Consider the following 20,237-nt stretch of genomic DNA (forward strand, 5'->3'; position numbering starts at 1 on the left):
AAGAAGCGTGGGGGGAGATAGGGGAAACCCGAAAGAAGGGAGTGGGGGGGGGAGAGCGGAAAGCAGACGTGGCGGTGCCGGGGTGTCCTTCGCGAAGGACACCCCGGCACCGTCATCGTCATACCGCTGCGATCAGCCGTTGGCTGCCGTCAGCGACGACGTCACTTCTTCGGGAGCCACTTCTCCCACGTCGCCTTGTTGTCCTTGATCCACTTCTCGGCCGCGGCCTCGCCGGACATCTTGTCCTTGGCGATCGACATGGCGACCTCGTTCTGCTCCTCGGTCGTCCACTTGAAGTTCTTCAGGAACTCAGCGGCGTCGCCGCCGTCCTTGGCGAAGTCGGCGTTGAAGTACTTCTGCAGCGGGGTGTTGGCGTAGCCGCACTCGGTCTTGGTCTCGGGCTCGTTGCAGCCCTCCTTGAAGGCCGGGAGCTTCACCTCGACCATCTCCATGTCGGCGTTCGCCCACAGGGGCTCCCACCAGTAGCTGATGAAGGGCTCCTTGGCGGCGTACTTGCGCTGGATCTCCTTGATCTGCGCGGCCTCGTTGCCGGTGTCCTTGATCTTGAAGTTCAGCTTGTGGTTCTTGATCAGGAACTCGTCGTACGTGGTGTACGAGGGCGCCGCGCCGATGAACTCGCCCTTGTCGCCGCTGCGGTTGCTCTTGAAGTCCTTGGCGAACTTGTTGAGGTTCTTGTAGTCCAGGATCTCCGGGTGCTTGTCCGCGTAGTACTTCGGCACGTACCAGCCGATGTGCCCGGTGACGCCCAGGTCGCCGCCCTTGACGACCGTCTTCTTCTGGTCGATGTAGAGCTTCTGCTTCTTGGGCTGGCCGTCCCAGTCCTCCAGGATCGCGTCGGCCTTGCCGTTGTTCAGGGCGTCCCAGGCGATCGGCTCGTCGAGCTGCTGGAGTTCGACCTTCTTGACGCCGACCTCGTCCTCGAGGAGCTTCTTGGCGACCTCGGCGTTGGCGCGCGCGCCGACCCACGAGGGGACCGTGATGGTGACCTCGTCGGCACCGCCGGAGGACTTCGTGTCGGCGGCGCCGCAGGCGCTGAGCGCCACCATGGACGCGGCGCCGAGACCGGCGATGATCGAAGTGCGTATCCGCTTGCTGTAGTTCACGAGATTGTTCCCTTACGTAGCAGGAGAGCGGGGTCCGGAAGCGTACGTCAGCGCAGTGCGCGTTCCTTGACGTCGGCGCCGGGCTGGGAGATGCGGTCGAGGAGCACACCGAGGCAGACGATCGCGATACCGGCCGTCATGCCGAGGCCGAGGTCACCCTTGGTGAGGCCCCTCACCACGTCCACGCCGAGCGCGCCGCCGCCGATCATGCCGCCGATGACGACCATGGACAGGACGAGGACGACACCCTGGTTGAGGGCGACGAGCAGCGCGGGCCTGGCCAGCGGCAGCTGCACCTGCCAGAGCTGCTGGCCGGTGGAGGCGCCGAGCGAGCGGGCCGCCTCCAGGGCGGAGGGATCGATCTGGCGGATGCCCTGGGCCGTGATGCGGATGACGGCGGGCAGCGCGTAGATGACCGAGGCCACCGCGGCGGCCGCGGGGTTGGAGCCGAACAGCGCGATCATCGGGATGAGATAGATGAACGCCGGCAGGGTCTGCATGGTGTCGAGCACCGGCCGGATGCCACGCTCCACCCACGACACCCGGGCCGCGAGCACACCGATGGCGAAGCCCAGGATCAGCGTGACGACCAGGGCGGCGATCACCTGCGAGAGGGTGTCCATCGAGCGGCTCCACAGCCCCATCGCGCCGATCGCGGCGAGCGCGAGCACGACGGTGACCGCCGCGCGCCAGCGGCCCGCGAGGTAGGCGAGGACACCGGCCACCAGAAGCACCGCCCACCAGGGGGTGGCGAGCAGGGCGTCGAACAGCGGGTTGATGCCGTAGTCGATGAAGGCGTTCGCCCAGGTGAGCGTGCCGCCGATGACCGGGATGCCGGAGCCGAGCTCGCGCTCGATCCAGCCGACGGCCTCGTTGATCGGCTGCGAGATGGAGACCACCCAGTTCTCCGGCCACTCCGTACGGCCGAGCGCCTGGCCGAGCACGGCGGCGCCCGCCACCACGGCGGCCATGACGGCCCACAGGACGCGCGTCGCGACGGCGCTGCGCGCGGGTGCCGCGTCGTCGACGCGTTCGCCGAACCCGGCGGTCGTGCGGTCGAGCCAGACGGCGATCAGCACGATCGCGATGCCGGCCGGTACCGCGAGGCCCACGTCGAGGGTGGAGATCGCGGTGAAGATCGGGTCGCCCAGACCACCGGCGCCGACCACCGTCGCGAGCACGACCATCGACAGACACATCATGATCGTCTGGTTGAGGCCGAGCAGCATCGGCTTGCGGGCCAGCGGAAGGCGGGCCGTCCACAGCCGCTGCCAGGCGCTGGCGCCCAGCGACTGGGAGGCCTCAAGGGCTGCCGCGTCGGCGCCGCGCAGGCCGAGCGAGGTGAGCCTGGCCATCGGCGGGGCGGCGTAGATGACGGTCGCCATGAAGACGGCCGGGGTGCCGACGTCGAACATCAAGACGAAGGGCAGCAGGTACGAGAAGGCCGGAAGCACCTGCATGGTGTCGAAGACCGGCCGCAGGATGCGCTCGGCACGGTCCGAGAGCCCGGCCGCGAGGCCGAGCAGCACACCGACGAGACCCGCGACGGCCACACAGACGACCATCAGGGCGAGGGTCTCCATCGCCTCTTCCCACACGTCGAGCACGCCGATCACGGCGAACGTGCCGAAGGCGATGCCCGCGAGGGTCAGCGCGCGGCGGCGCAGATTCGCCCCGCCCGCGTACCAGGAGATGAGCACCGCGGCGACGGTCACCCCGATGAAGCCGAGGCCCTCAAGACCGCTGAGCACGCCGTCCACCGCGGATTCCGAGGTGTTGCTGATGTGCAGCAGGAAGTACAGGAAGATCGGGTGGGTGTCGCGGTTCTGCGCCATCCAGGTGTTGACGTCGTCGAGCGGCGAACGCACGTCGAACGTCAGGTCGGAGGGCCAGGTGCCGTTGGCGGTGACGGCCGCCGAGACGACCGCGACCAGCAGGGCGCAGAGCAGCAGGATCGCCTTGGGGTTGCGCAGGAAGCCGGCCAGCGGGCCGGGTCCTTCGGCGGGCGGGCCCGGCGGGGACACGCCCTCCTTCTTCTCGATGACGGAAGTCGTGGCCGCGCTCATACGGCTGCCACCGCCTTGTCCCGGGGATCGCTGTCGAGGCCCGCGACCACCGCGAGGAGCTGCTCGTGGTCGACGATGCCGAGGGTGCGTCCGTTGTCCACGACACGGCAGTACGCGCCGCTGCGGGCCACGGCCTCGATCGCGTCGACGACCAGGGTGTCCGGGCCGATCGCGGCACCGGACTCGGCCTCGTCGCCCTCGGCGGGGCGCATGGCGCGGCGCACGGTGATGACCTGCTCGCGTGACACGTCCTGGACGAAGTCGCGGACGTAGTCGTTGGCCGGGTTGGCGACGATCTCCTCGGGGGTGCCGAGCTGCACGATGGCGCCGTCCCGCATCAGCATGATGCGGTCGCCCAGGCGCAGCGCCTCGCTCAGGTCGTGGGTGATGAAGACCATCGTGCGGCCCTCTTCGCGGTGCAGGCGGATGACCTCTTCCTGCATGTCCCGCCGGATCAGCGGGTCGAGCGCGCTGAACGGCTCGTCGAAGAGCAGGACTTCGGGGTCGACGGCGAGGGCGCGGGCCAGGCCGACGCGCTGCTGCTGGCCGCCGGAGAGCTGGGTGGGGCGGCGCTCCTCCATGCCTTCGAGGCCGACCTTGGCGACGACCTCCAGGGCCTTGGCGCGGCGCTCGGCCTTGCCGACACCCTGGATCTCCAGGCCGTACGCGACGTTGTCGAGGACCGTGCGGTGCGGAAGGAGGCCGAAGTTCTGGAAGACCATCGCGGCCTTGTGGCGGCGCAGTTCACGCAGCTGGTTCTTGTCCATGCCGAGCACGTCCTGCCCGTCCATGGATATGGATCCGCTGGTCGGCTCGATGAGCCGGGTCAGGGTCCGCACCAGGGTCGACTTGCCCGAGCCGGACAGGCCCATGACGACGAAGACCTCGCCGCGCCTGACGTCGAAGCTGACGTCCCGCACGGCCGCGGTGCAGCCGGTGCGCTCACGCAGCTCGGTGGCGGAGAGATCCGCGTACTCCTCGTTGCCCGGGATGCTCTTGGCCTTGGACCCGAAGACCTTCCACAGGTCCCGGACGGCGAACACCGGCGCGGCCTCGTCGGAGGCGGGCGTCTCGGGGCCCGGCGTCTTGTCAGTGGTGGTGGTCATCGGACATCACTCCCGGTCAGCAGTTCCGCGCACTTTTCCCCGACCATGAGCACTCCGATCATCGGGTTCACGGCAGGCATCGTCGGGAAGACGGATGCGTCCGCGATTCGGATTCCCTCGAGGCCCCGGATCCGCAGCTCCGGGTCGACCACAGCAAGTTCATCAGCGGAAGCGCCCATTCGGCAGGTTCCCGCAGGGTGATAGACGGTGTGCGCCGCCTTGCGCACGAGTTCGCTGATCTCGGCGTCGTCGGTGACGTCCGGGCCCGGGAAGACCTCGCGCTTGAGCCACTTGGCGAAGGGCTCGGCCTGCGCGACCTTGCGGGCCAGCTTGATGCCGTCGACGAGGGTCTGGCCGTCGTAGTCGACGCCGTCCTCGTCGTACTCGAAGTACTTGAAGTCGAGGGCGGGCTTCACCTCGGGGTCGGCCGACGTCAGGTAGACGCGGCCGCGCGCACGGGACTTGGGGATGTTCGGCGTCATCGAGACGCCGTGCTCCGGGCGTTCGTAGCCCAGGCGCTCCGGGTTGTCCGTGAACGGGATTTGGTAGAAGTGGAACATCAGGTCGGGGCCCTTGTGGTCCGGGTCCCGCTTCACGAACAGACCCGCGTCGGAGTCCATCGCGGAGTTGCCGGGGATCGGCCCGTTCGTCTCCCAGACGATGACCGACTCGGGGTGGTCGAGGAGGTTCTCGCCGACGCCCGGCAGGTCGTGCGTGACGGGAATGCCGAGGGCTTCGAGGTCCTTCGCCGGGCCGATGCCGGAGTGCAGGAGCAGGCGCGGCGTGTCGACGGCGCCGGCGCAGACGAGCACCTCACGGCGGGCGGTGAGCAGCTGCTCGGCGCCGTCCTTGGTACGGATGTGGACGCCGCGCGCGGTCTTGCCCGCAAGCTCCAGCTTGGTGGCCCACGTCTCCAGGAACAGGTGGAGGTTCGGGCGGTCGCCGGCCTCCATGTGGGGGTGGAGGTAGGCGACGGAGGCGGAGGAACGCTTGTTGTTCTCCGGGTGGTACGAGAGGTCGAAGAAGCCGACGCCCTCGTCGAAGGGCTTGTCGTTGAAGCCGACGACCTCGGGGACGCCGAGCGCGCTCTTGGTCGCCTCGACCCAGTCGGTGGCGATCTGGTTCTGGTCCTTCTTGGCGACGCGCACGATGTTGTTGCGCAGCTTGCCGAAGAAGGGGTCCATCGCCTTGGCGTTCCAGCCGGTGGCGCCCGCCTCTTCCCACTCGTCCCAGTCGGACGGCAGCGGCTTGAAGGAGATCAGGGTGTTGTGCGACGAGCAGCCGCCGAGGACCTTGGCGCGGCTGTGCAGGATGTGCGAGTTGCCGCGCGGCTGCTCGGTGGTGGTGTAGCCGTAGTCGAGGTCGCCGCCGAGCAGGCCGAGCCAGCGGCGCAGCGTGAGGACGTCCTCGCGGTCGATGTCGCTGGGGCCGCCCTCGATGACGGCGACGGTGACGCCCGGGTCCTCGGTGAGCCGGGACGCGATCACCGACCCGGCGGTACCGCCACCGACGATGACGTAGTCGTACTCAGTGGTCTCAGCCATGCGTGCTACTCCTCTTCCTGCGAGGTGTGGTGCCAAGGTGCTTGCGCGTATAGAGCGGGGGGCGCTCGGGGTCACGGATACAGATACGTGCGCGGGGGCGGGACTGCCGCCCCCGCGCACGCCTTGACGAGTCGGGCCTCAGCCCGCGAACCAGCGGACCGGCCGCGGGGCGAGGTTCTGGTAGATGTGCTTGGACTCGCGGTACTCGGCGAGTCCGGCGGGTCCGAGCTCGCGCCCCACGCCGCTCTTGCCGAAGCCGCCCCACTCCGCCTGCGGAAGGTAGGGGTGGAAGTCGTTGATCCAGACCGTGCCGTGCCGCAGGCGCCGGGCCATGCGGCGGCCGAGGCCCGCGTCGTTGGTCCAGACGGCGCCCGCGAGACCGTACTCGGTGTCGTTGGCGAGCGCGACCGCCTCGTCCTCGGTGCGGAAGGTCTCGACGGTCAGGACCGGGCCGAAGACCTCCTCGCGCACGACGCGCATCTCGCGGTGGCACTGGTCCAGGACGGTCGGCTCGTAGAAGTAGCCGGTCGCGGGGCGCACTTCGCTGGGCTCGGGGCGCTTGCCGCCGGTGCGCAGGACCGCGCCCTCCTCCAGTGCGGACGCGACGTACGACTCGGTCTTCTCGCGCTGCTGCTGCGAGACGAGCGGGCCGCACTCGACGCCGTCCTCGGTGCCGCGGCCGAGCTTGATGCGGCTCGCGCGGCGGGCGAGTTCGGCGACGAAGCGCTCGCGCACCGACTCCTCGATGATGAGGCGGCCACCGGCGGAGCAGACCTGCCCGCTGTGGATGAAGGCGGCGTTGAGCGCCTGGTCGACTGCGGTGTCGAAGCCTTCTTCGGTGGCGCAGGCGTCGGCGAAGACGACGTTCGGGTTCTTGCCGCCGAGTTCGAGGGCGACCTTCTTGACGCCGAGGGCCGCGGCCTGGGCGACCTTGGTGCCGGAGACGAGGCCGCCGGTGAAGGAGACCAGGTCGACGTCGGGGTGGTCGGAGAGGCGCGCGCCGACGGTGTGGCCGGGGCCCGTCACGATGTTCGCGACGCCGGCCGGGAGGCCCGCCTCGACGAGCAGCTCGATCAGCGCGACCGTCGTCAGCGGAGTGACCTCACTCGGCTTGATGACGAAGGTGTTGCCCGCGGCGAGCGCGGGGGCGATCTTCCAGCTGGCCTGGAGGAGCGGGTAGTTCCAGGGCGTGATCATCGTGCAGACGCCGACGGGCTCGTGCACGACGACGCTGTGGATGTCGTCGGACCCGGCGTCGACCACGCGGCCCGCGCCCTCGCCGATCACCAGATCGGCGAAGTAGCGGAAGGCGTCGGCGACGCAGTCGACGTCGACGCGGCCCTCCTCGACGGTCTTGCCCGCGTCGCGGCTCTCCAGAAGCCCGATCTTCTCGCGGTCGCGTACGAGGAGGTCTGCCACGCGGCGCAGCAGCGCGGCCCGTTCGGCGACGGGTGTGGCCGGCCACGGTCCGTGGTCGAAGGCCTCGCGGGCGGCGGCGATGGCCGCGTCGGTGTCCTCGGTGCCGCCCTCGGCGATCAGTGCGAACGGCTTGGCATCCGCAGGGTCGAGGATCTCGCGTGTGGCGCCGGAGAGGGCGTTACGCCACTCTCCGCCCACATGGATGGTCTGTTGTGCGGACACGTCCCGTTTGCCTTCCATTCCTGTCATACGCCCCGCCTGTCACTCGCGGTAGCCGGGGGCACATGCCCCGAGGCGGAGAAACCATGCGCATTAGATAACCGAAAGTGCGCTGTGTCACTGCGCGTGCAGGCACCTGGGGCAATACGTCCGCGTGCAGGGGCATTTGGGAACAGGGGTAGTGCTATGGACCGCTACGCGTCGATGTCGTCGAGGTCCACGGGCTCGTCCTGCACGGCGAGCCCCGCCACCCACAGGGGCATCAGCCAGTGCACGACGAACGTGGTGAAGAGCGCGGGGAAGAGCAGCCCCTCGGTGTCCCAGCCGCGGTGCGCGGCGAACCCCGCGCCGGCCGCCACCGCGAGGAGCAGCCAGAGCATGATCTGACGGGCCCGTGCCGCGACGCGGACCCGCTCCGCGCGCTGCCGCTCGTCGAGGGCGCGTTCGCGCAGTTCGAGAAGGCCGCGCGTGGCGCTGTTGATGACACCGGTGGCGACGCACCACGGCAGCAGGAGCCCGAGCATCGTCCACATCGCCCAGCGCTGGTCGCCCACGACCGTGAGCAGCCAGGCCGCGACGCTCGCCGCCGTCAGCGCGATGTGGGCGCCGACCGCGAGCCGCCTTCGCGTGGCGGTGGCGTACATCGGCGCTCCCTCGCGCCGGTTCATCAGCGCGAACATCCGCCGGTCGTACCCGGTCATCCGCTGCGTCCCCTTGGTCGCCTGCTGGCCCGTCATCCCTGACTCCTCCCGTAGACCTCGTCCGTGAGCGGGCGGAACGGCTCGAGGGAGAACAGCGCCTCCACCGGCAGCCCGAAGAACACCGCGATCTTCAGTGCCAGGTCGAGGCTCGGGTTGTACTGCCCGCGCTCGATGTAGCCGATGGTCTGGTAGTGAACCCCCACCGCCTCGGCCAGGCTCTGGCGCGACACCTTCCGCTCCGCGCGCACCATCGCCAACCTGTTGTGCACTTGCTCGCTCATGTATAAGAAGTACTACATCGAGGAGCAGGTTGGCAACGGACGGCCGCTGTTTGCGTCTGACCCCGGACGCACCTCGCCCCCGGCAGCCGATCGAGCGGCCGCCGGGGGCGAGGTGGACGAACTGCCGTACGGACCGGGCCGTACGGGAGGGCGTGCTAGATGAGGCCGAGGCCGCGAACCGCCTCGCGCTCCTCGGTGAGCTCCTTGACGGACGCGTCGATGCGCGTGCGCGAGAAGTCGTTGATCTCCAGGCCCTGGACGATCTCGTACTTGCCGTCGTTGGTGGTGACGGGGAAGGAGGAGATCAGGCCCTCCGGAACGCCGTACGAACCGTCCGACGGGATACCCATGGAGGTCCAGTCACCGGCGGCCGTGCCGTTCACCCACGTGTGGACGTGGTCGATGGCGGCGTTGGCGGCGGAGGCGGCCGAGGACGCGCCACGGGCCTCGATGATCGCGGCGCCGCGCTTGGCGACGGTCGGGATGAAGTCGTCGGCGAGCCAGGCCTGGTCGCTCACGACGTCCGCGGCGTTCTTGCCGGCGATCTCCGCGTGGAAGATGTCGGGGTACTGGGTGGCCGAGTGGTTGCCCCAGATGGTGAGGCGCTTGATGTCGGAGACCGGGGCGCCGGTCTTCTTCGACAGCTGCGACAGCGCGCGGTTGTGGTCCAGACGGGTCATCGCGGTGAAGCGCTCGGCCGGTACGTCCGGGGCGGCGGCCTGCGCGATGAGCGCGTTGGTGTTGGCCGGGTTGCCCACGACGAGGACCTTGATGTCGTCCGCGGCGTTGTCGTTGATCGCCTTGCCCTGCGGCTTGAAGATGCCGCCGTTGGCGGAGAGCAGGTCGCCGCGCTCCATGCCCTTGGTGCGCGGGCGGGCGCCGACGAGGAGGGCGACGTTGGCGCCGTCGAAGGCGACGTTCGGGTCGTCGCTGATCTCGATCGAGTTCAGCAGCGGGAAGGCGCAGTCGTCGAGCTCCATGGCGGTGCCCTCGGCGGCCTTCAGGGCCGGAGTGATCTCCAGGAGGCGAAGGTTGACCGGCACGTCCGCGCCGAGCAGGTGGCCGGAGGCGATGCGGAAGAGCAGCGCGTAGCCGATCTGGCCGGCCGCGCCGGTGACGGTGACGTTCACGGGAGTGCGGGTCATGGCGATCTCCGTAAGAAAGCTGGCGGTGAAGGTCCCTGCCCCTTGTGCGGGGTCCCCTTGTGCTGGATCCCCACCGACGCCCTCGATGATCGATCTCTTGGCATCAAGAGAGATCCGCCGCTCAGGCTATCGCGCCCCGCCGAACCCCGAGCCCCGGGAGGGTGTGGCCCACCCCACAAAGATCCAGCCTTGCCGCTGAAGGGTGATTTCCGCCGGGAAACAGCGGCTCAGAGGCCCCTGAAAAATTTCTCGTGAATCGACAGGCATGTTGTGCGTAGGTCAGGGCACACGCACGAGTACCCCCACGGGAGTGGTCACACCCCCAGGCGGCCGCCACGCTCCCCCCCCTGTGTTGGCGGCCGCCAACTCCTCCCGGTGGCCACTCCCGAGCACGACACCGGCCGCACCTGCTTCAGGTGCGGCCGGTTCGCGTGTCCGCTGCTTCGTGTCCCTACGTCGCCGCTACTTCGTGCAGCCCGTCTGGCCGGCCTTGAGGGTCGCGCACGCCTCCGCCGACGCACCGTCCTTGACGGCCACCATCGGTGTGTACGCGTCGAAGTCCGCGTTCACGGTGCCGTTCTGCTTCGCGCCGTCGCCGGTGATCGTGACCTTGTCGCCCGGAGCGGCCGTCGTGATGCGCGCCCATGCCGCACCGCACGTCTTGCTGTAGCGGACCTCGACCACAGCCTTGCCCACGGTCGCGCGTGTCGTCGTGGCGGCAAGCTCGCCGCCGCAGCCCATGGTCTCGGGGTCCTTGCCGGTGCAGCTCTTGCCGCTGCACTCGACGCCCGCGGGCAGGTCCTTGTCGCTCGTGCTCGGCGAGGCCGGCGGCTTGGCGCCTTCGTTGCTCTTGTCGTCCTTGCCGAAGTCGGTCAGGAAGACGGCGGCGGCTATGACGACGAGCGCCCCCACGACGCCCGCCAGGAACATCGTCAGCTTCCTGCGCCGCCGCTGCCGGTCGGGCGAGTCACCACCACGGGCCGGCTGAGCCGGGCCGGGCGGCGCCGCGACGCCACCCCCGCCCGCGTACGACGGGGCCTGCGGAGGCACCGTCGGCGAGACACCCGCGGGGCCGGCGACCCCGGTGACACTCCCGCCCGGACGGGCGGGGCGGTCGGCGGAGTCGACACCGGTGCCGACTCCGGCACCGGCGGCACCGCCGCGCACCGCGCCGCCGTTCCCCTTGCCCTTGCTCTTGCCGTTGGGCGGGTTAGGGCCCAACTCGCCGAGCGCGGCCCGCGCCTGGGAGATCCGGATCGCCTGCATGGTCATGTCGTGCCGCATCTCGGAGCGGCTCCAGGCGCGCTCGGCGAGCTCCCACATCGTGATGAGGTGCACCGGGTTGGTGCCCGTCACCTCGGCAAGCGCGACGATCGCACCCTTCGGGGCGAGCAGCCGCCCGTTCAGATACCGCTCCCACGACGTCTTGCTGTACCCGGTGCGGTCCGACACCGCGGCAATGCTGAGACCACTGCGGTCGACGAGTCTGCGCAGCTGACTGGCGAACTCCCTGACCTGCGGATCCAGCTCATCCGGTAGTGCCTTCCAACGAGGCATTACTCCCCCTCATCCCCCCGTACGTGCCAACGTGCCCCCGCGCGTGATTCCCCCCGCTCTGCCCATGAGGCAGCCCCCACTGCTCCCGCCATGGGCTACCCAGAGGGATGCCAAAAGTCAGGATGTCAGTTCCCGGACCGGGAGCGCACGGGAGCATTCGGGCCACGGGCGTGCACCGTCGCACTCCGTGCGGTCCGGCGTCCAGTGTCCCACCGCTGTCCCCCTCCACGATGCGGAACCCCTGGTAGCGGCCTGGGACGTCCCAACCATCCCGATAACACCGCTTGTCCCTTTTGCGAGATGCCCCTCACGCGTACGACGGCCCTAACGCATGAGGAAGTGCATCAGCCCCTCGGACAGCACCATGAGGACGAGGAAGGCCGTGACCCCGACCCTCGCACTCTGTTGCGGGCTGAGAACAGCGTTGCGGAATGGTCACCTCCGTGCCACAGGGGCAAGGCATCCCTTGAACGGAATTGGCGGGGGCATGACGCTGGTCCCCGTAGGAACGGCCCCCCACAGACCGGCGGCGCCCGTCCTCTCACGGGGGTGAGGACGGGCGCCGTCTCCCGTTCGCAGCGGCGGACGGGAGGTGTCAGAAGGTGTCGGACGTCCTTCAGCGACCGCCGCCGCCCGGCGTGACGAGGCCCGTCTCGTACGCCACCACCACCGCCTGCGCCCTGCTGTCCAGGTCGAGTTTGGTCATCGTGCGGTTGAGGTGGGTCTTGACGGTGGCCTCGCTGATGTAGAGGCGGTCGGCGATGTCCGCGTTGGACAGACCCGTGGCGATCAGCTTCAGGACCTCGACCTCGCGCAGGGTCAGCGCCCGCAGGTCCGGCGGCGGCTCGGCGCAGTCCTCGGACCCGGCCCCGGCCTGCCGGGCGAAGGCCTCGACGAGCCGGCAGGTGACACTGGGCGCGAAGAGCGCGTCGCCGCCGCCCACGGCCGCCACCGCGGCGAGCAGGCGTTCGGGCCCGGAGTCCTTGAGCAGGAAGCCCGACGCCCCGGCCCGCAGCGCCCCGTACACGTACTCGTCGAGGTCGAACGTGGTCAGCACCAGGACGCGCGGCGGCGGTTCGGGCGCCTCGGCGAGGATCTTCTCGGTGGCCACGATGCCGCTCATGCCGGGCATGCGGATGTCCATCAGGATCACGTCGGGCCGGGTCGTCGCGGCGAGCGCGACGGCTTCCGCGCCGTCCCCCGCCTCGCCGACGACATGGATGCCGGGCGCGGCACGCAGCAGCCCCACAAGACCGGCCCGGATGAGGAACTGGTCGTCGACCACGAGCACCCTGGTCATCTACGTCGCGCCGTCCCCCTGCGGTGCGGCCTGCGCGGAGGTCGGCAGGGTCAGACGCACGGCGAACCCTCCCTCGCTCCGCGGGCCGATGCTGATCGTCCCGCCGTAGAGCTTGGCCCGCTCCCGCATCCCAATCAACCCATGGCCGCTCCCCGCGCCCACTCTGTCCGGAATCACCCCCTCCCCGTCATCGGTGACCGAAACCGTCACGTGGTGCGGCTGGTAGTGCAGTTGGACCACCGTGCCGGCCCCGTGCGCGTGCTTCAGTACGTTGGTCAGGGCCTCCTGGACCACGCGATACGCGCAGAGTTCGACCCCGGGGGCGAGCTGCCGCGGGGTCCCCTCGACGCGCAGTTCCACGTCGACTCCCCCGGCGCGGATCCGCTCGACCATCTCGCCGAGCCGCGCGAGCCCCGGCATCGGGGCGTCGGGCGCGCCGCCGTCCTCCTCCCCCGCGCGCAGCACCCGCAGCATGCGGCGCAGTTCCTCCAGCGCCTCGCCGCTGGTGCCGGAGATGGTGGAGAGCGCGGCGTGGGCGGTGGCCGGGTCCGAGGCGAAGACGAACTTCGCGAGGCCCGCCTGCACGGATATCACCGACATGTGATGGGCGACGACGTCATGCAACTCCCGCGCCATGCGCCCGCGTTCCTCGGCGACCTCGCGCCGCGCCCGCTCGTCCTGCTCGCGCTTCAGCTGCCGGGCCAGTTCGGCGGACCGGCGCGCGACGTGTCCGAACCGCCAGATCACCAGGGGGAAGCCGATGGCCTGCCCGACCACGGAGGCCATGGCCGCGCCTTCGCTCACCACGCCCGAGTAGATCCAGACGGCGCTCATCAGGGCCGCGCAGGGCAGTGAGGTGCGCGGAGGCTTCAGGGCGGCGACCGTGTAGACGGCGAGCATGGGGCCGAAGGTGTTCACCACGGGCCAGTAGCCGGCGGTGACGTACGCGATCCATGCCAGGTGCACGGCGAGGAGGACGGTGAGCGGGGCCTTGCTCCGAGCTGCGATCGGGACGTTGACCAAGGCCACCAACAGGTAACCCCACGCGTCGAGTTCGGGCCACCCCTGTCGCGCCGACTCCTGCCCGAGGAGCACGGCGACCGTGGTCAGGGCGACCGCGATCGACGTATCGGCGACGAGGGGGCGGATCCGCATCGCCGCAGCGTAGCCCGGGTGCGGGCACCGCAACGTCAAACTACGGCGGTACCGCGGAAGTTGCAGGAACCGCGGAGGTACCGCGCCGGACGTGCCCGAAGCTCAACCCTGCACGGGACGACTCCCGCGCCCCGTCTCCGTAACTTCTTGCTCCAGCAGCACGGCACCGGCCGACCACCGGCGCCACACGGATCGCGGGTCGTCGGGGGACCCAACGGGGGGACCCGGCCCGCTCTCCGGGAAAGGAACCGACCTCATGAACGCACGCAAGCGCATCGCACTCGCGGCCTTCTCGGCCGTCCTGGGCAGCGGTCTCGCACTCGGCTCGGCCGGCGGCGCCACCGCCTCCCCCGCCGAGCAGAGCGTCCGCGCCGACACCCGCGCCGGTGTCTACTGCGGCTACTACAACGGCAATGCGCTGACCAAGGCAGGCCAGACGAGCAGCGCCGCGAAGAAGCGCATCAAGGAAGTCCAGTGCCTGATCAACGTCAACACCTCGTACCCGACGGTCCTCGGCGTGGACGGCAAGTTCGGCGACAAGACCTACAACGCGGTGGTGAAGGTACAGCAGAAGGCGCGCATCTCCGACGACGGGCAGGTCGGCAAGAACACCTGGAAGAAGCTGCGCAACGGGGTCTTCTGGTAAACGGAGCGGCCTCATGACGACGGTGGCCCGTCCTCCCCGGGGGAGAGGACGGGCCACCGTCACGTGCGCGTGCCGCGCACCTCTAGGTGTCGATCGTCCGATGCAGCGCGTCGCCCAGGAACGGAAGCTCCAGCCACGGCTTCGGCTGTGCCATCAGCGCGAGCAGCACGATGACGACGCCGAGCGCCCCGTACGTGACCATGTCCGTGAAGCGCGACCGCACCGCCAGCATGCCGACGCCGGGCAGCGCCCACCGCATGACGGCGCCCGTGATCAGCGCGAGGCCGATCAGGATCGTGCCGATGCGGAACACGTCGAAGGCCGTGAGCAGCAACCCGAGCCCCACCATCGAGAGCACGGTGAGCAGCGGCCACTGCCGGGCGGGCGCGGGGGCGTCGCCGCCCGCGGCCCGGCCGCCGCCCTCGGGCCGCGCGGTGTCGCGGGTCAGGAGCGGAAAGCGCCGCGTGGTCTTCTGCGGCCCGTCGGGACCGGGAGCGCTGACGGCACCCTTGGCCTCGGTGTCCTCCACGGCCTCGGCCTCGCGGACGTCGGACTCCTTGACGTCGGCCTTCGTGGCGTCGGACTCCGTGGCGTCGGACTTCGTGACATCGGCCGGTGACGCCCCTTGCTCAGGTTCGGCGCTCATGGGCTCACCCCTTCCCGGTTCAGCTCGCGGCGGCGGACGCGGCGCGCTCGGCCGCCTCGACGACGTTGACGAGCAGCTGGGCGCGCGTCATCGGGCCGACACCGCCGGGGTTCGGCGAGATCCACCCGGCGACCTCGCGGACACCCGGATGCACGTCGCCGACGATCTTGCCGGACTCGTCGCGCGAGACGCCGACGTCCAGGATCGCGGCGCCCGGCTTCACGTCCTCGGGCTTGATCAGGTGCGGCACGCCCGCCGCGGCCACGATGATGTCGGCCTTCTGGAGGTGGAAGGCCAGATCGCGCGTACCGGTGTGGCACTGCGTCACCGTGGCGTTCTCCGAACGGCGGGTGAGCAGGAGCGGCATGGAGCGGCCGATCGTGACACCGCGGCCGACGACGACGACCTCGGCGCCGTTGATCTCCACGCCGTACTGACGAAGGAGCTGGATGATGCCGTAGGGCGTGCAGGGCAGCGGCGCGGGCTCGTTCAGGACGAGGCGGCCGAGGTTCATCGGGTGCAGGCCGTCGGCGTCCTTGTCCGGGTCCATCAGCTCCAGGACGCGGTTCTCGTCGATGCCCTTGGGCAACGGGAGCTGCACGATGTAGCCGGTGCAGGCCGGGTCGTCGTTGAGCTCGCGGACGACGGCCTCGATCTCCTCCTGCGTCGCGGTCGCGGGCAGTTCGCGCTGGATGGAGGCGATGCCGACCTGCGCACAGTCGCGGTGCTTCCCGGCGACGTACTTCTGGCTGCCCGGGTCGTCACCGACCAGGACAGTCCCGAGGCCGGGCGTGAAACCCCTCTCCTTCAGGGCCGCCACGCGGGCGGTCAGTTCGGACTTGATCGCGGCTGCGGTGGCCTTGCCATCGAGAATCTGGGCGGTCATGACTCCATCTTCCCGGATGAGACCCGCCCGGTACCAATCAGGTCGCCCGCGCGGGCCGACTGTGTCCCAGCCGTGTCCCGAGACCTGACCAGCTCTGTTGCACTTGCACAACGCCTGCGGCCACCGACTGGACAGAAGGGTGCCCCATTGAGAACCATGTCCCGGGCAATGCCGCGGGCAGTGTCGGGGGGCAATCCGCTCAGCAGCACGTATTCCTCCGCTCGAACCGCGTCGTCCCCGCATTGAACAACGGAGGAATTCCGCCATGAGCTTTGGCGATCCCAACAACCCGTACGGCCAGCAGCCGCCGCAGGGTCAGCCCGGCTACGGCCAGCCCCAGGGCCAGCCCGGCTACGGCTACCCGCAGCAGGCCCCGCAGGGTGTCCCGCCGCAGCAGGGCTACGGCTACCCGCAGCAGCCTGCCCAGCCGTACGGCGCGTACCCGCAGGCCCCCGGCGGCGGTTACGGTCACCCGGGCGGCGCGGGCCCCTTCGTCGCTTCCATGGGCCGCCGCTTCGGCGCCCGCGTGATCGACGGCGTGGCCTTCGGCATCATCTACACCATCCTTGCCGTGGCGGGCATCGCCGGAGCTGTGGGCGCCGCGCAGGACTGTGACCCGGGCTCGGTGAACTACGACAGCTGCATCAACGACGCGAGTTCCGACATGATGTCCTCGGTCGGCGCCATGATCGGCGCCCTCGCGGTCGTGGGTCTGCTCTACGAGTGGCTGATGACCGCCATGGTCGGTGGCACCCTCGGCAAGCTGGCCGTAGGCATCCGCGTCATCGACGCCGAGACCGGCCAGAAGCCGGGCATCGGCGCCGCGTTCGTCCGCTACATCATCCCGGTGGTGGGCTCACTCGCCTGCGGCATCGGCTCGCTGCTCGTCTACCTGTCCCCGTTCTGGGACAAGACGGGGCGTCAGCAGGGCTGGCACGACAAGGCGGCGAAGACCATGGTGGTCCAGCGCTCCAACAACTAGCCCGTCTGCGGGACCGGTTGAACACGCCAAGGCCGCGCATCCCCCTTACGAGGGGGCGCGGCCTTTGGCATGTCCTGTTGGTCGGACCTCAGTGGAAGAAGTGCCGCGTACCCGTGAAGTACATCGTCACGCCCGCCTTCTTCGCGGCCTCGACGACCAGCTCGTCGCGGACCGAACCGCCGGGCTGCACCACGGCCTTGACGCCCGCGGCGGTCAGGATCTCCAGGCCGTCGGGGAACGGGAAGAACGCGTCCGAGGCGGCGTACGCACCGTGCGCGCGCTCCTCGCCCGCCCGCTCGACGGCGAGCTTCGCGGAGTCGACGCGGTTGACCTGACCCATGCCGACGCCTACCGAGGCGCCGTCCTTGGCGAGCAGGATCGCGTTGGACTTCACCGCGCGCGACGCCTTCCAGGCGAAGGCCAGTTCGGCGAGCTCGCCCGCGTTCAGGGCGTCGCCCGTGGCGAGCGTCCAGTTGGCGGGGTTGTCGCCGTCGGCCTGGAGGCGGTCGGTGACCTGGAGGAGCGCGCCGCCGTCGATCTGCTTGACCTCCACCGTGTTGGCCGGGGCCTGGTGGGCGCGCAGGACGCGGATGTTCTTCTTCTTGGTGAGGACTTCGAGTGCGCCGTCCTCGAACTCGGGCGCGACGATGACCTCGGTGAAGATGTCGGCGACCTGCTCCGCCATCTCCTTGGAGACCGGACGGTTGACGGCGATCACACCGCCGAACGCGGAGAGCGGGTCGCAGGCGTGCGCCTTGCGGTGCGCCTCGGCGACGTTCGCGCCGATCGCGATGCCGCACGGGTTGGCGTGCTTGATGATCGCGACGCAGGGGTCGTCGTGGTCGTACGCGGCACGGCGCGCGGCGTCCGTGTCCGTGTAGTTGTTGTACGACATCTCCTTGCCGTGCAGCTGCTCGGCCTCGGCGAGGCCGCCGTTGCCGTCGACGTAGAGGGCGGCACCCTGGTGCGGGTTCTCGCCGTACCGCAGGACGTTCTTGCGGGCGTACGCGCTGCCGAGGAACTCGGGGAAGTCCGTGCCGTCGCTCGCGTAGTCGTCGGCGAACCAGGTCGCGACCGCGAGGTCGTACTCGGCGGTGTGGCGGAACGCTTCAGCGGCGAGGCGCTTGCGCGCGGTCAGGTCGAAGCCTCCGTCACGGACGGCGGCGAGCACGTCGGTGTACCGGGCGGGGCTCGTGATGACCGACACCGAGGGGTGGTTCTTGGCTGCGGCCCGGACCATCGAGGGGCCGCCGATGTCGATCTGCTCCACGCACTCGTCGGGCGTGGCGCCGGACGCGACGGTCGCCTTGAAGGGGTAGAGGTTCACGACGACCAGCTGGAACGGCTCGATGCCGAGGTCGGCGAGCTGGCGCTGGTGGTCGTCGAGGCGCAGGTCGGCGAGGATGCCGGCGTGCACGCGGGGGTGCAGCGTCTTGACCCGGCCGTCCAGGCACTCGGGGAAGCCGGTGAGCTCCTCGACCTTGGTGACGGGCACCCCGGTGGCGGCGATCTTCGCGGCGGTCGAACCGGTCGAGACGAGCTCGACGCCGGCCTCGTGCAGCCCGCGCGCGAGCTCCTCGAGCCCGGTCTTGTCATAGACGCTGATGAGCGCGCGCTTGATCGGGCGCTGCGAGCCGTGCGTACCTTCGGCGGTCACGGGATAAGTACCTTTCGTCCCTCAATGCGGTAGCCGTTACGGGCCAGACGCCCCACGACATCGACGAGCAGCCTTCGCTCGACTTCCTTGATGCGCTCGTGCAGAGCGCTCTCGTCGTCCTCATCCCCGACCGGGACCACGCCCTGGGCGATGATCGGGCCGGTGTCGACGCCGTCGTCGACGAAGTGGACGGTGCATCCCGTGACCTTCGCGCCGTACGCGAGCGCGTCGCGCACGCCGTGGGCCCCCGGGAAGCTGGGCAGCAGGGCGGGGTGCGTATTGACGAACCGGCCGCCGAACCGAGCGAGGAATTCCTTCCCCACGATCTTCATGAACCCGGCCGACACGACCAGATCGGGTGCGTACGAGGCGGTCGCCTCGGCGAGCGCCGCGTCCCACTCGCCGCGGGTCGCGTGGTCCTTCACCCGGCAGACGAAGGTGGGAATCCCGGCGCTCTCGGCACGTTCGAGCCCCACGATGCCGTCGCGGTCGGCGCCGACGGCGACGATCTCGGCGCCGTAGCCGGCCGACCCGTCCGTCGCGATCTTGTCGAGCAGAGCCTGCAGATTCGTGCCTGATCCGGAGACCAGCACGACCAGGCGCTTGGCCACAGGGCTCTTGGCCACAGCGGGGCCCTTTCTCGGGAGGTGCGTCTTTGTAGGGTCGTACAAAGGCTTCGCATCTTCCGATACGGGGAACTCTACGAAGCGGCCGACCGTCAGCAACGATACCGGCACACGGTGCGGCCCCTCACGGGACGGGGGCGCGGCCGGAAGGTAGCGTCTGCACCAAGACGTCACATGACGTCACACCGCCCAGAAGCTTGCTCGCCGGGCTTGCCCGACCGGGCTTACTCGACCAAGGGGAAGACGCACACCTGATGCCGGACCGTAGCCTCCGCCTTCCGCTGTCCCTCGCGTCCGCACTGACGCACGCAGGGGAGCGCGGCTCGACGCTGCTGCGCGACGGCCGCCCGTCGTCCCCGCCGCAGGACTCCCAGGGCTCCGGGGGCTCCGAGGGCTCTGATTCCTCGGACAGCTCCGGGTCCTCGAAGGACGACAATCCCTTCGCGCCGCCGCCGGAGGGAACCCCGGACCAGCCGTGGCGGCCCCGCCCCGGCAACGGCGGCGACAGCCCTGACGACAAGGGCCGTTCCCCCTGGGGCAGCCAGTGGAGCGACCGCCAGCCCGGCCGCTCCCAGGGCGGCGGCTTCGGCGAGCGCCCCGGCAAGGAGGGGGGCCAGGGTTCCGACGGAAGCTCCGGGCCCGGTTCCGGCATGCGCTGGGACCCGACCGACCCGGCCCAGCGCCGCGCTCGGTACGCCCTGCTCTCCGGCATGTGGGCCTTCTTCTTCGCGCTCTTCGGCTGGCGGTACGTGGCTCTGCTCCTGGGCGCGCTCGCGCTGCACTGGGGCATCAGCTCGCTGCGGTCGAAGCCGAAGCAGCCGGATCCGACGGCTCCGGCCGCGCAGCAGCCGGCGGCCGAGCCCACCGGCACGAAGCCGCAGACCACGGCGGCGGTCAGCGGCCTGGTGACGGCGTCGCTCGCGCTGGCGATGGTGGCGGCGACGTTCGCGGCGCAGCTGGTGTACCGGGACTACTACACGTGCGTGAACGACTCCCTCACGAGCCAGTCGAAGCAGGAGTGCAACGACCTCCTGCCGAAGCAGTTGCGCCCGTTGCTGGGGGAGCGGGACTGATCCTGGCCGGGGGGCCTCGGCCCCACCGCCCCCGGCATCGCGCCGCGCGCCGCCGGGGGCCTCCGCCCGACCGCCCCCGGCTTCGCGCCGCGTGCCTGAACGCC

General features: G+C 70.1%; 18 protein-coding genes. 3 read left to right on the plus strand and 15 right to left on the minus strand.

What is annotated here, in order from left to right:
• Nucleotides 1-161: 161 nt before the first annotated feature.
• The 11 genes from ACZ5U5_RS19350 to ACZ5U5_RS19400 form a co-directional block, all read right to left on the minus strand.
• Nucleotides 162-1,124, minus strand: a complete 963-nt coding sequence (locus tag ACZ5U5_RS19350; RefSeq protein ID WP_469023055.1) for a glycine betaine ABC transporter substrate-binding protein — start codon at nt 1,122-1,124, stop codon at nt 162-164.
• Between the two features lie 47 nt (nt 1,125-1,171).
• Nucleotides 1,172-3,190 (minus strand): ABC transporter permease, encoded by a 2,019-nt coding sequence (locus ACZ5U5_RS19355; protein ID WP_469023058.1) that lies wholly within the window; start codon nt 3,188-3,190, stop codon nt 1,172-1,174.
• Nucleotides 3,187-4,296, minus strand: coding sequence for a quaternary amine ABC transporter ATP-binding protein (locus ACZ5U5_RS19360; protein WP_469023059.1), 1,110 nt, complete (start codon nt 4,294-4,296; stop codon nt 3,187-3,189). Before ACZ5U5_RS19360 ends, ACZ5U5_RS19355 begins: the two co-directional genes overlap by 4 nt.
• Nucleotides 4,293-5,840 (minus strand): GMC family oxidoreductase, encoded by a 1,548-nt coding sequence (locus ACZ5U5_RS19365; protein WP_469023061.1) that lies wholly within the window; start codon nt 5,838-5,840, stop codon nt 4,293-4,295. The genes ACZ5U5_RS19360 and ACZ5U5_RS19365 overlap by 4 nt, the downstream gene beginning before the upstream one ends.
• Nucleotides 5,841-5,978: 138 nt before the next feature.
• Nucleotides 5,979-7,499, minus strand: a complete 1,521-nt coding sequence (locus tag ACZ5U5_RS19370) for an aldehyde dehydrogenase family protein (protein WP_469023749.1) — start codon at nt 7,497-7,499, stop codon at nt 5,979-5,981.
• Nucleotides 7,500-7,672: 173 nt separating this feature from the next.
• The gene (locus ACZ5U5_RS19375) at nt 7,673-8,215 is read right to left on the minus strand and encodes a hypothetical protein (RefSeq protein ID WP_469023064.1); all 543 of its coding nucleotides are present in this window, start codon (nt 8,213-8,215) and stop codon (nt 7,673-7,675) included.
• The gene (locus ACZ5U5_RS19380; RefSeq protein WP_160506754.1) at nt 8,212-8,460 is read right to left on the minus strand and encodes a helix-turn-helix transcriptional regulator; all 249 of its coding nucleotides are present in this window, start codon (nt 8,458-8,460) and stop codon (nt 8,212-8,214) included. The genes ACZ5U5_RS19375 and ACZ5U5_RS19380 overlap by 4 nt, the downstream gene beginning before the upstream one ends.
• A 155-nt stretch (nt 8,461-8,615) precedes the next feature.
• The gene (locus ACZ5U5_RS19385) at nt 8,616-9,605 is read right to left on the minus strand and encodes a malate dehydrogenase (protein WP_469023067.1); all 990 of its coding nucleotides are present in this window, start codon (nt 9,603-9,605) and stop codon (nt 8,616-8,618) included.
• Nucleotides 9,606-10,067: 462 nt separating this feature from the next.
• Nucleotides 10,068-11,162: an XRE family transcriptional regulator gene (locus ACZ5U5_RS19390; RefSeq protein ID WP_469023069.1), complete on the minus strand. Its 1,095-nt coding sequence runs from the start codon at nt 11,160-11,162 to the stop codon at nt 10,068-10,070.
• A 616-nt stretch (nt 11,163-11,778) separates the two neighbouring features.
• Nucleotides 11,779-12,462, minus strand: a complete 684-nt coding sequence (locus tag ACZ5U5_RS19395; protein ID WP_469023071.1) for a response regulator — start codon at nt 12,460-12,462, stop codon at nt 11,779-11,781.
• Entirely contained in the window at nt 12,463-13,617 is a 1,155-nt protein-coding gene (locus ACZ5U5_RS19400) for a sensor histidine kinase (RefSeq protein ID WP_469023073.1), read from the minus strand.
• A 256-nt stretch (nt 13,618-13,873) separates the two neighbouring features.
• Between ACZ5U5_RS19400 and ACZ5U5_RS19405 the strand changes: the two genes are divergently transcribed.
• Nucleotides 13,874-14,263: a peptidoglycan-binding domain-containing protein gene (locus ACZ5U5_RS19405; protein ID WP_469023075.1), complete on the plus strand. Its 390-nt coding sequence runs from the start codon at nt 13,874-13,876 to the stop codon at nt 14,261-14,263.
• An 82-nt stretch (nt 14,264-14,345) separates the two neighbouring features.
• Here the strand turns inward: ACZ5U5_RS19405 and ACZ5U5_RS19410 are convergent, their stop codons facing one another.
• Entirely contained in the window at nt 14,346-14,909 is a 564-nt protein-coding gene (locus ACZ5U5_RS19410; protein WP_469023078.1) for a DUF3017 domain-containing protein, read from the minus strand.
• Between the two features lie 19 nt (nt 14,910-14,928).
• Nucleotides 14,929-15,795 carry a bifunctional methylenetetrahydrofolate dehydrogenase/methenyltetrahydrofolate cyclohydrolase gene (locus ACZ5U5_RS19415; RefSeq protein WP_469023080.1) on the minus strand — a complete coding sequence of 289 codons (867 nt, stop codon included), beginning with the start codon at nt 15,793-15,795 and terminating at the stop codon, nt 14,929-14,931.
• A gap of 265 nt (nt 15,796-16,060) precedes the next feature.
• Here ACZ5U5_RS19415 and ACZ5U5_RS19420 point away from each other — a divergent pair, with 265 nt between their 5' ends.
• Nucleotides 16,061-16,777 (plus strand): RDD family protein, encoded by a 717-nt coding sequence (locus ACZ5U5_RS19420; RefSeq protein WP_469023083.1) that lies wholly within the window; start codon nt 16,061-16,063, stop codon nt 16,775-16,777.
• Nucleotides 16,778-16,865: 88 nt separating this feature from the next.
• On the opposite strand, the gene purH is transcribed toward ACZ5U5_RS19420, so the two are convergent.
• Both purH and purN read right to left on the minus strand, forming a co-directional pair.
• Nucleotides 16,866-18,434, minus strand: coding sequence for a bifunctional phosphoribosylaminoimidazolecarboxamide formyltransferase/IMP cyclohydrolase (purH, locus tag ACZ5U5_RS19425; RefSeq protein WP_469023086.1), 1,569 nt, complete (start codon nt 18,432-18,434; stop codon nt 16,866-16,868).
• On the minus strand, nt 18,431-19,060 hold the full coding sequence (purN, locus tag ACZ5U5_RS19430) for a phosphoribosylglycinamide formyltransferase (protein WP_469023088.1): 630 nt from the start codon (nt 19,058-19,060) through the stop codon (nt 18,431-18,433). Before purN ends, purH begins: the two co-directional genes overlap by 4 nt.
• Before the next feature lie 254 nt (nt 19,061-19,314).
• On the opposite strand from purN, the gene ACZ5U5_RS19435 reads away from it, so the two are divergent.
• The gene (locus ACZ5U5_RS19435; RefSeq protein WP_469023091.1) at nt 19,315-20,133 is read left to right on the plus strand and encodes a hypothetical protein; all 819 of its coding nucleotides are present in this window, start codon (nt 19,315-19,317) and stop codon (nt 20,131-20,133) included.
• Nucleotides 20,134-20,237 lie beyond the last annotated feature (104 nt).

This window comes from Streptomyces sp. NPDC033177, assembly GCF_055577715.1.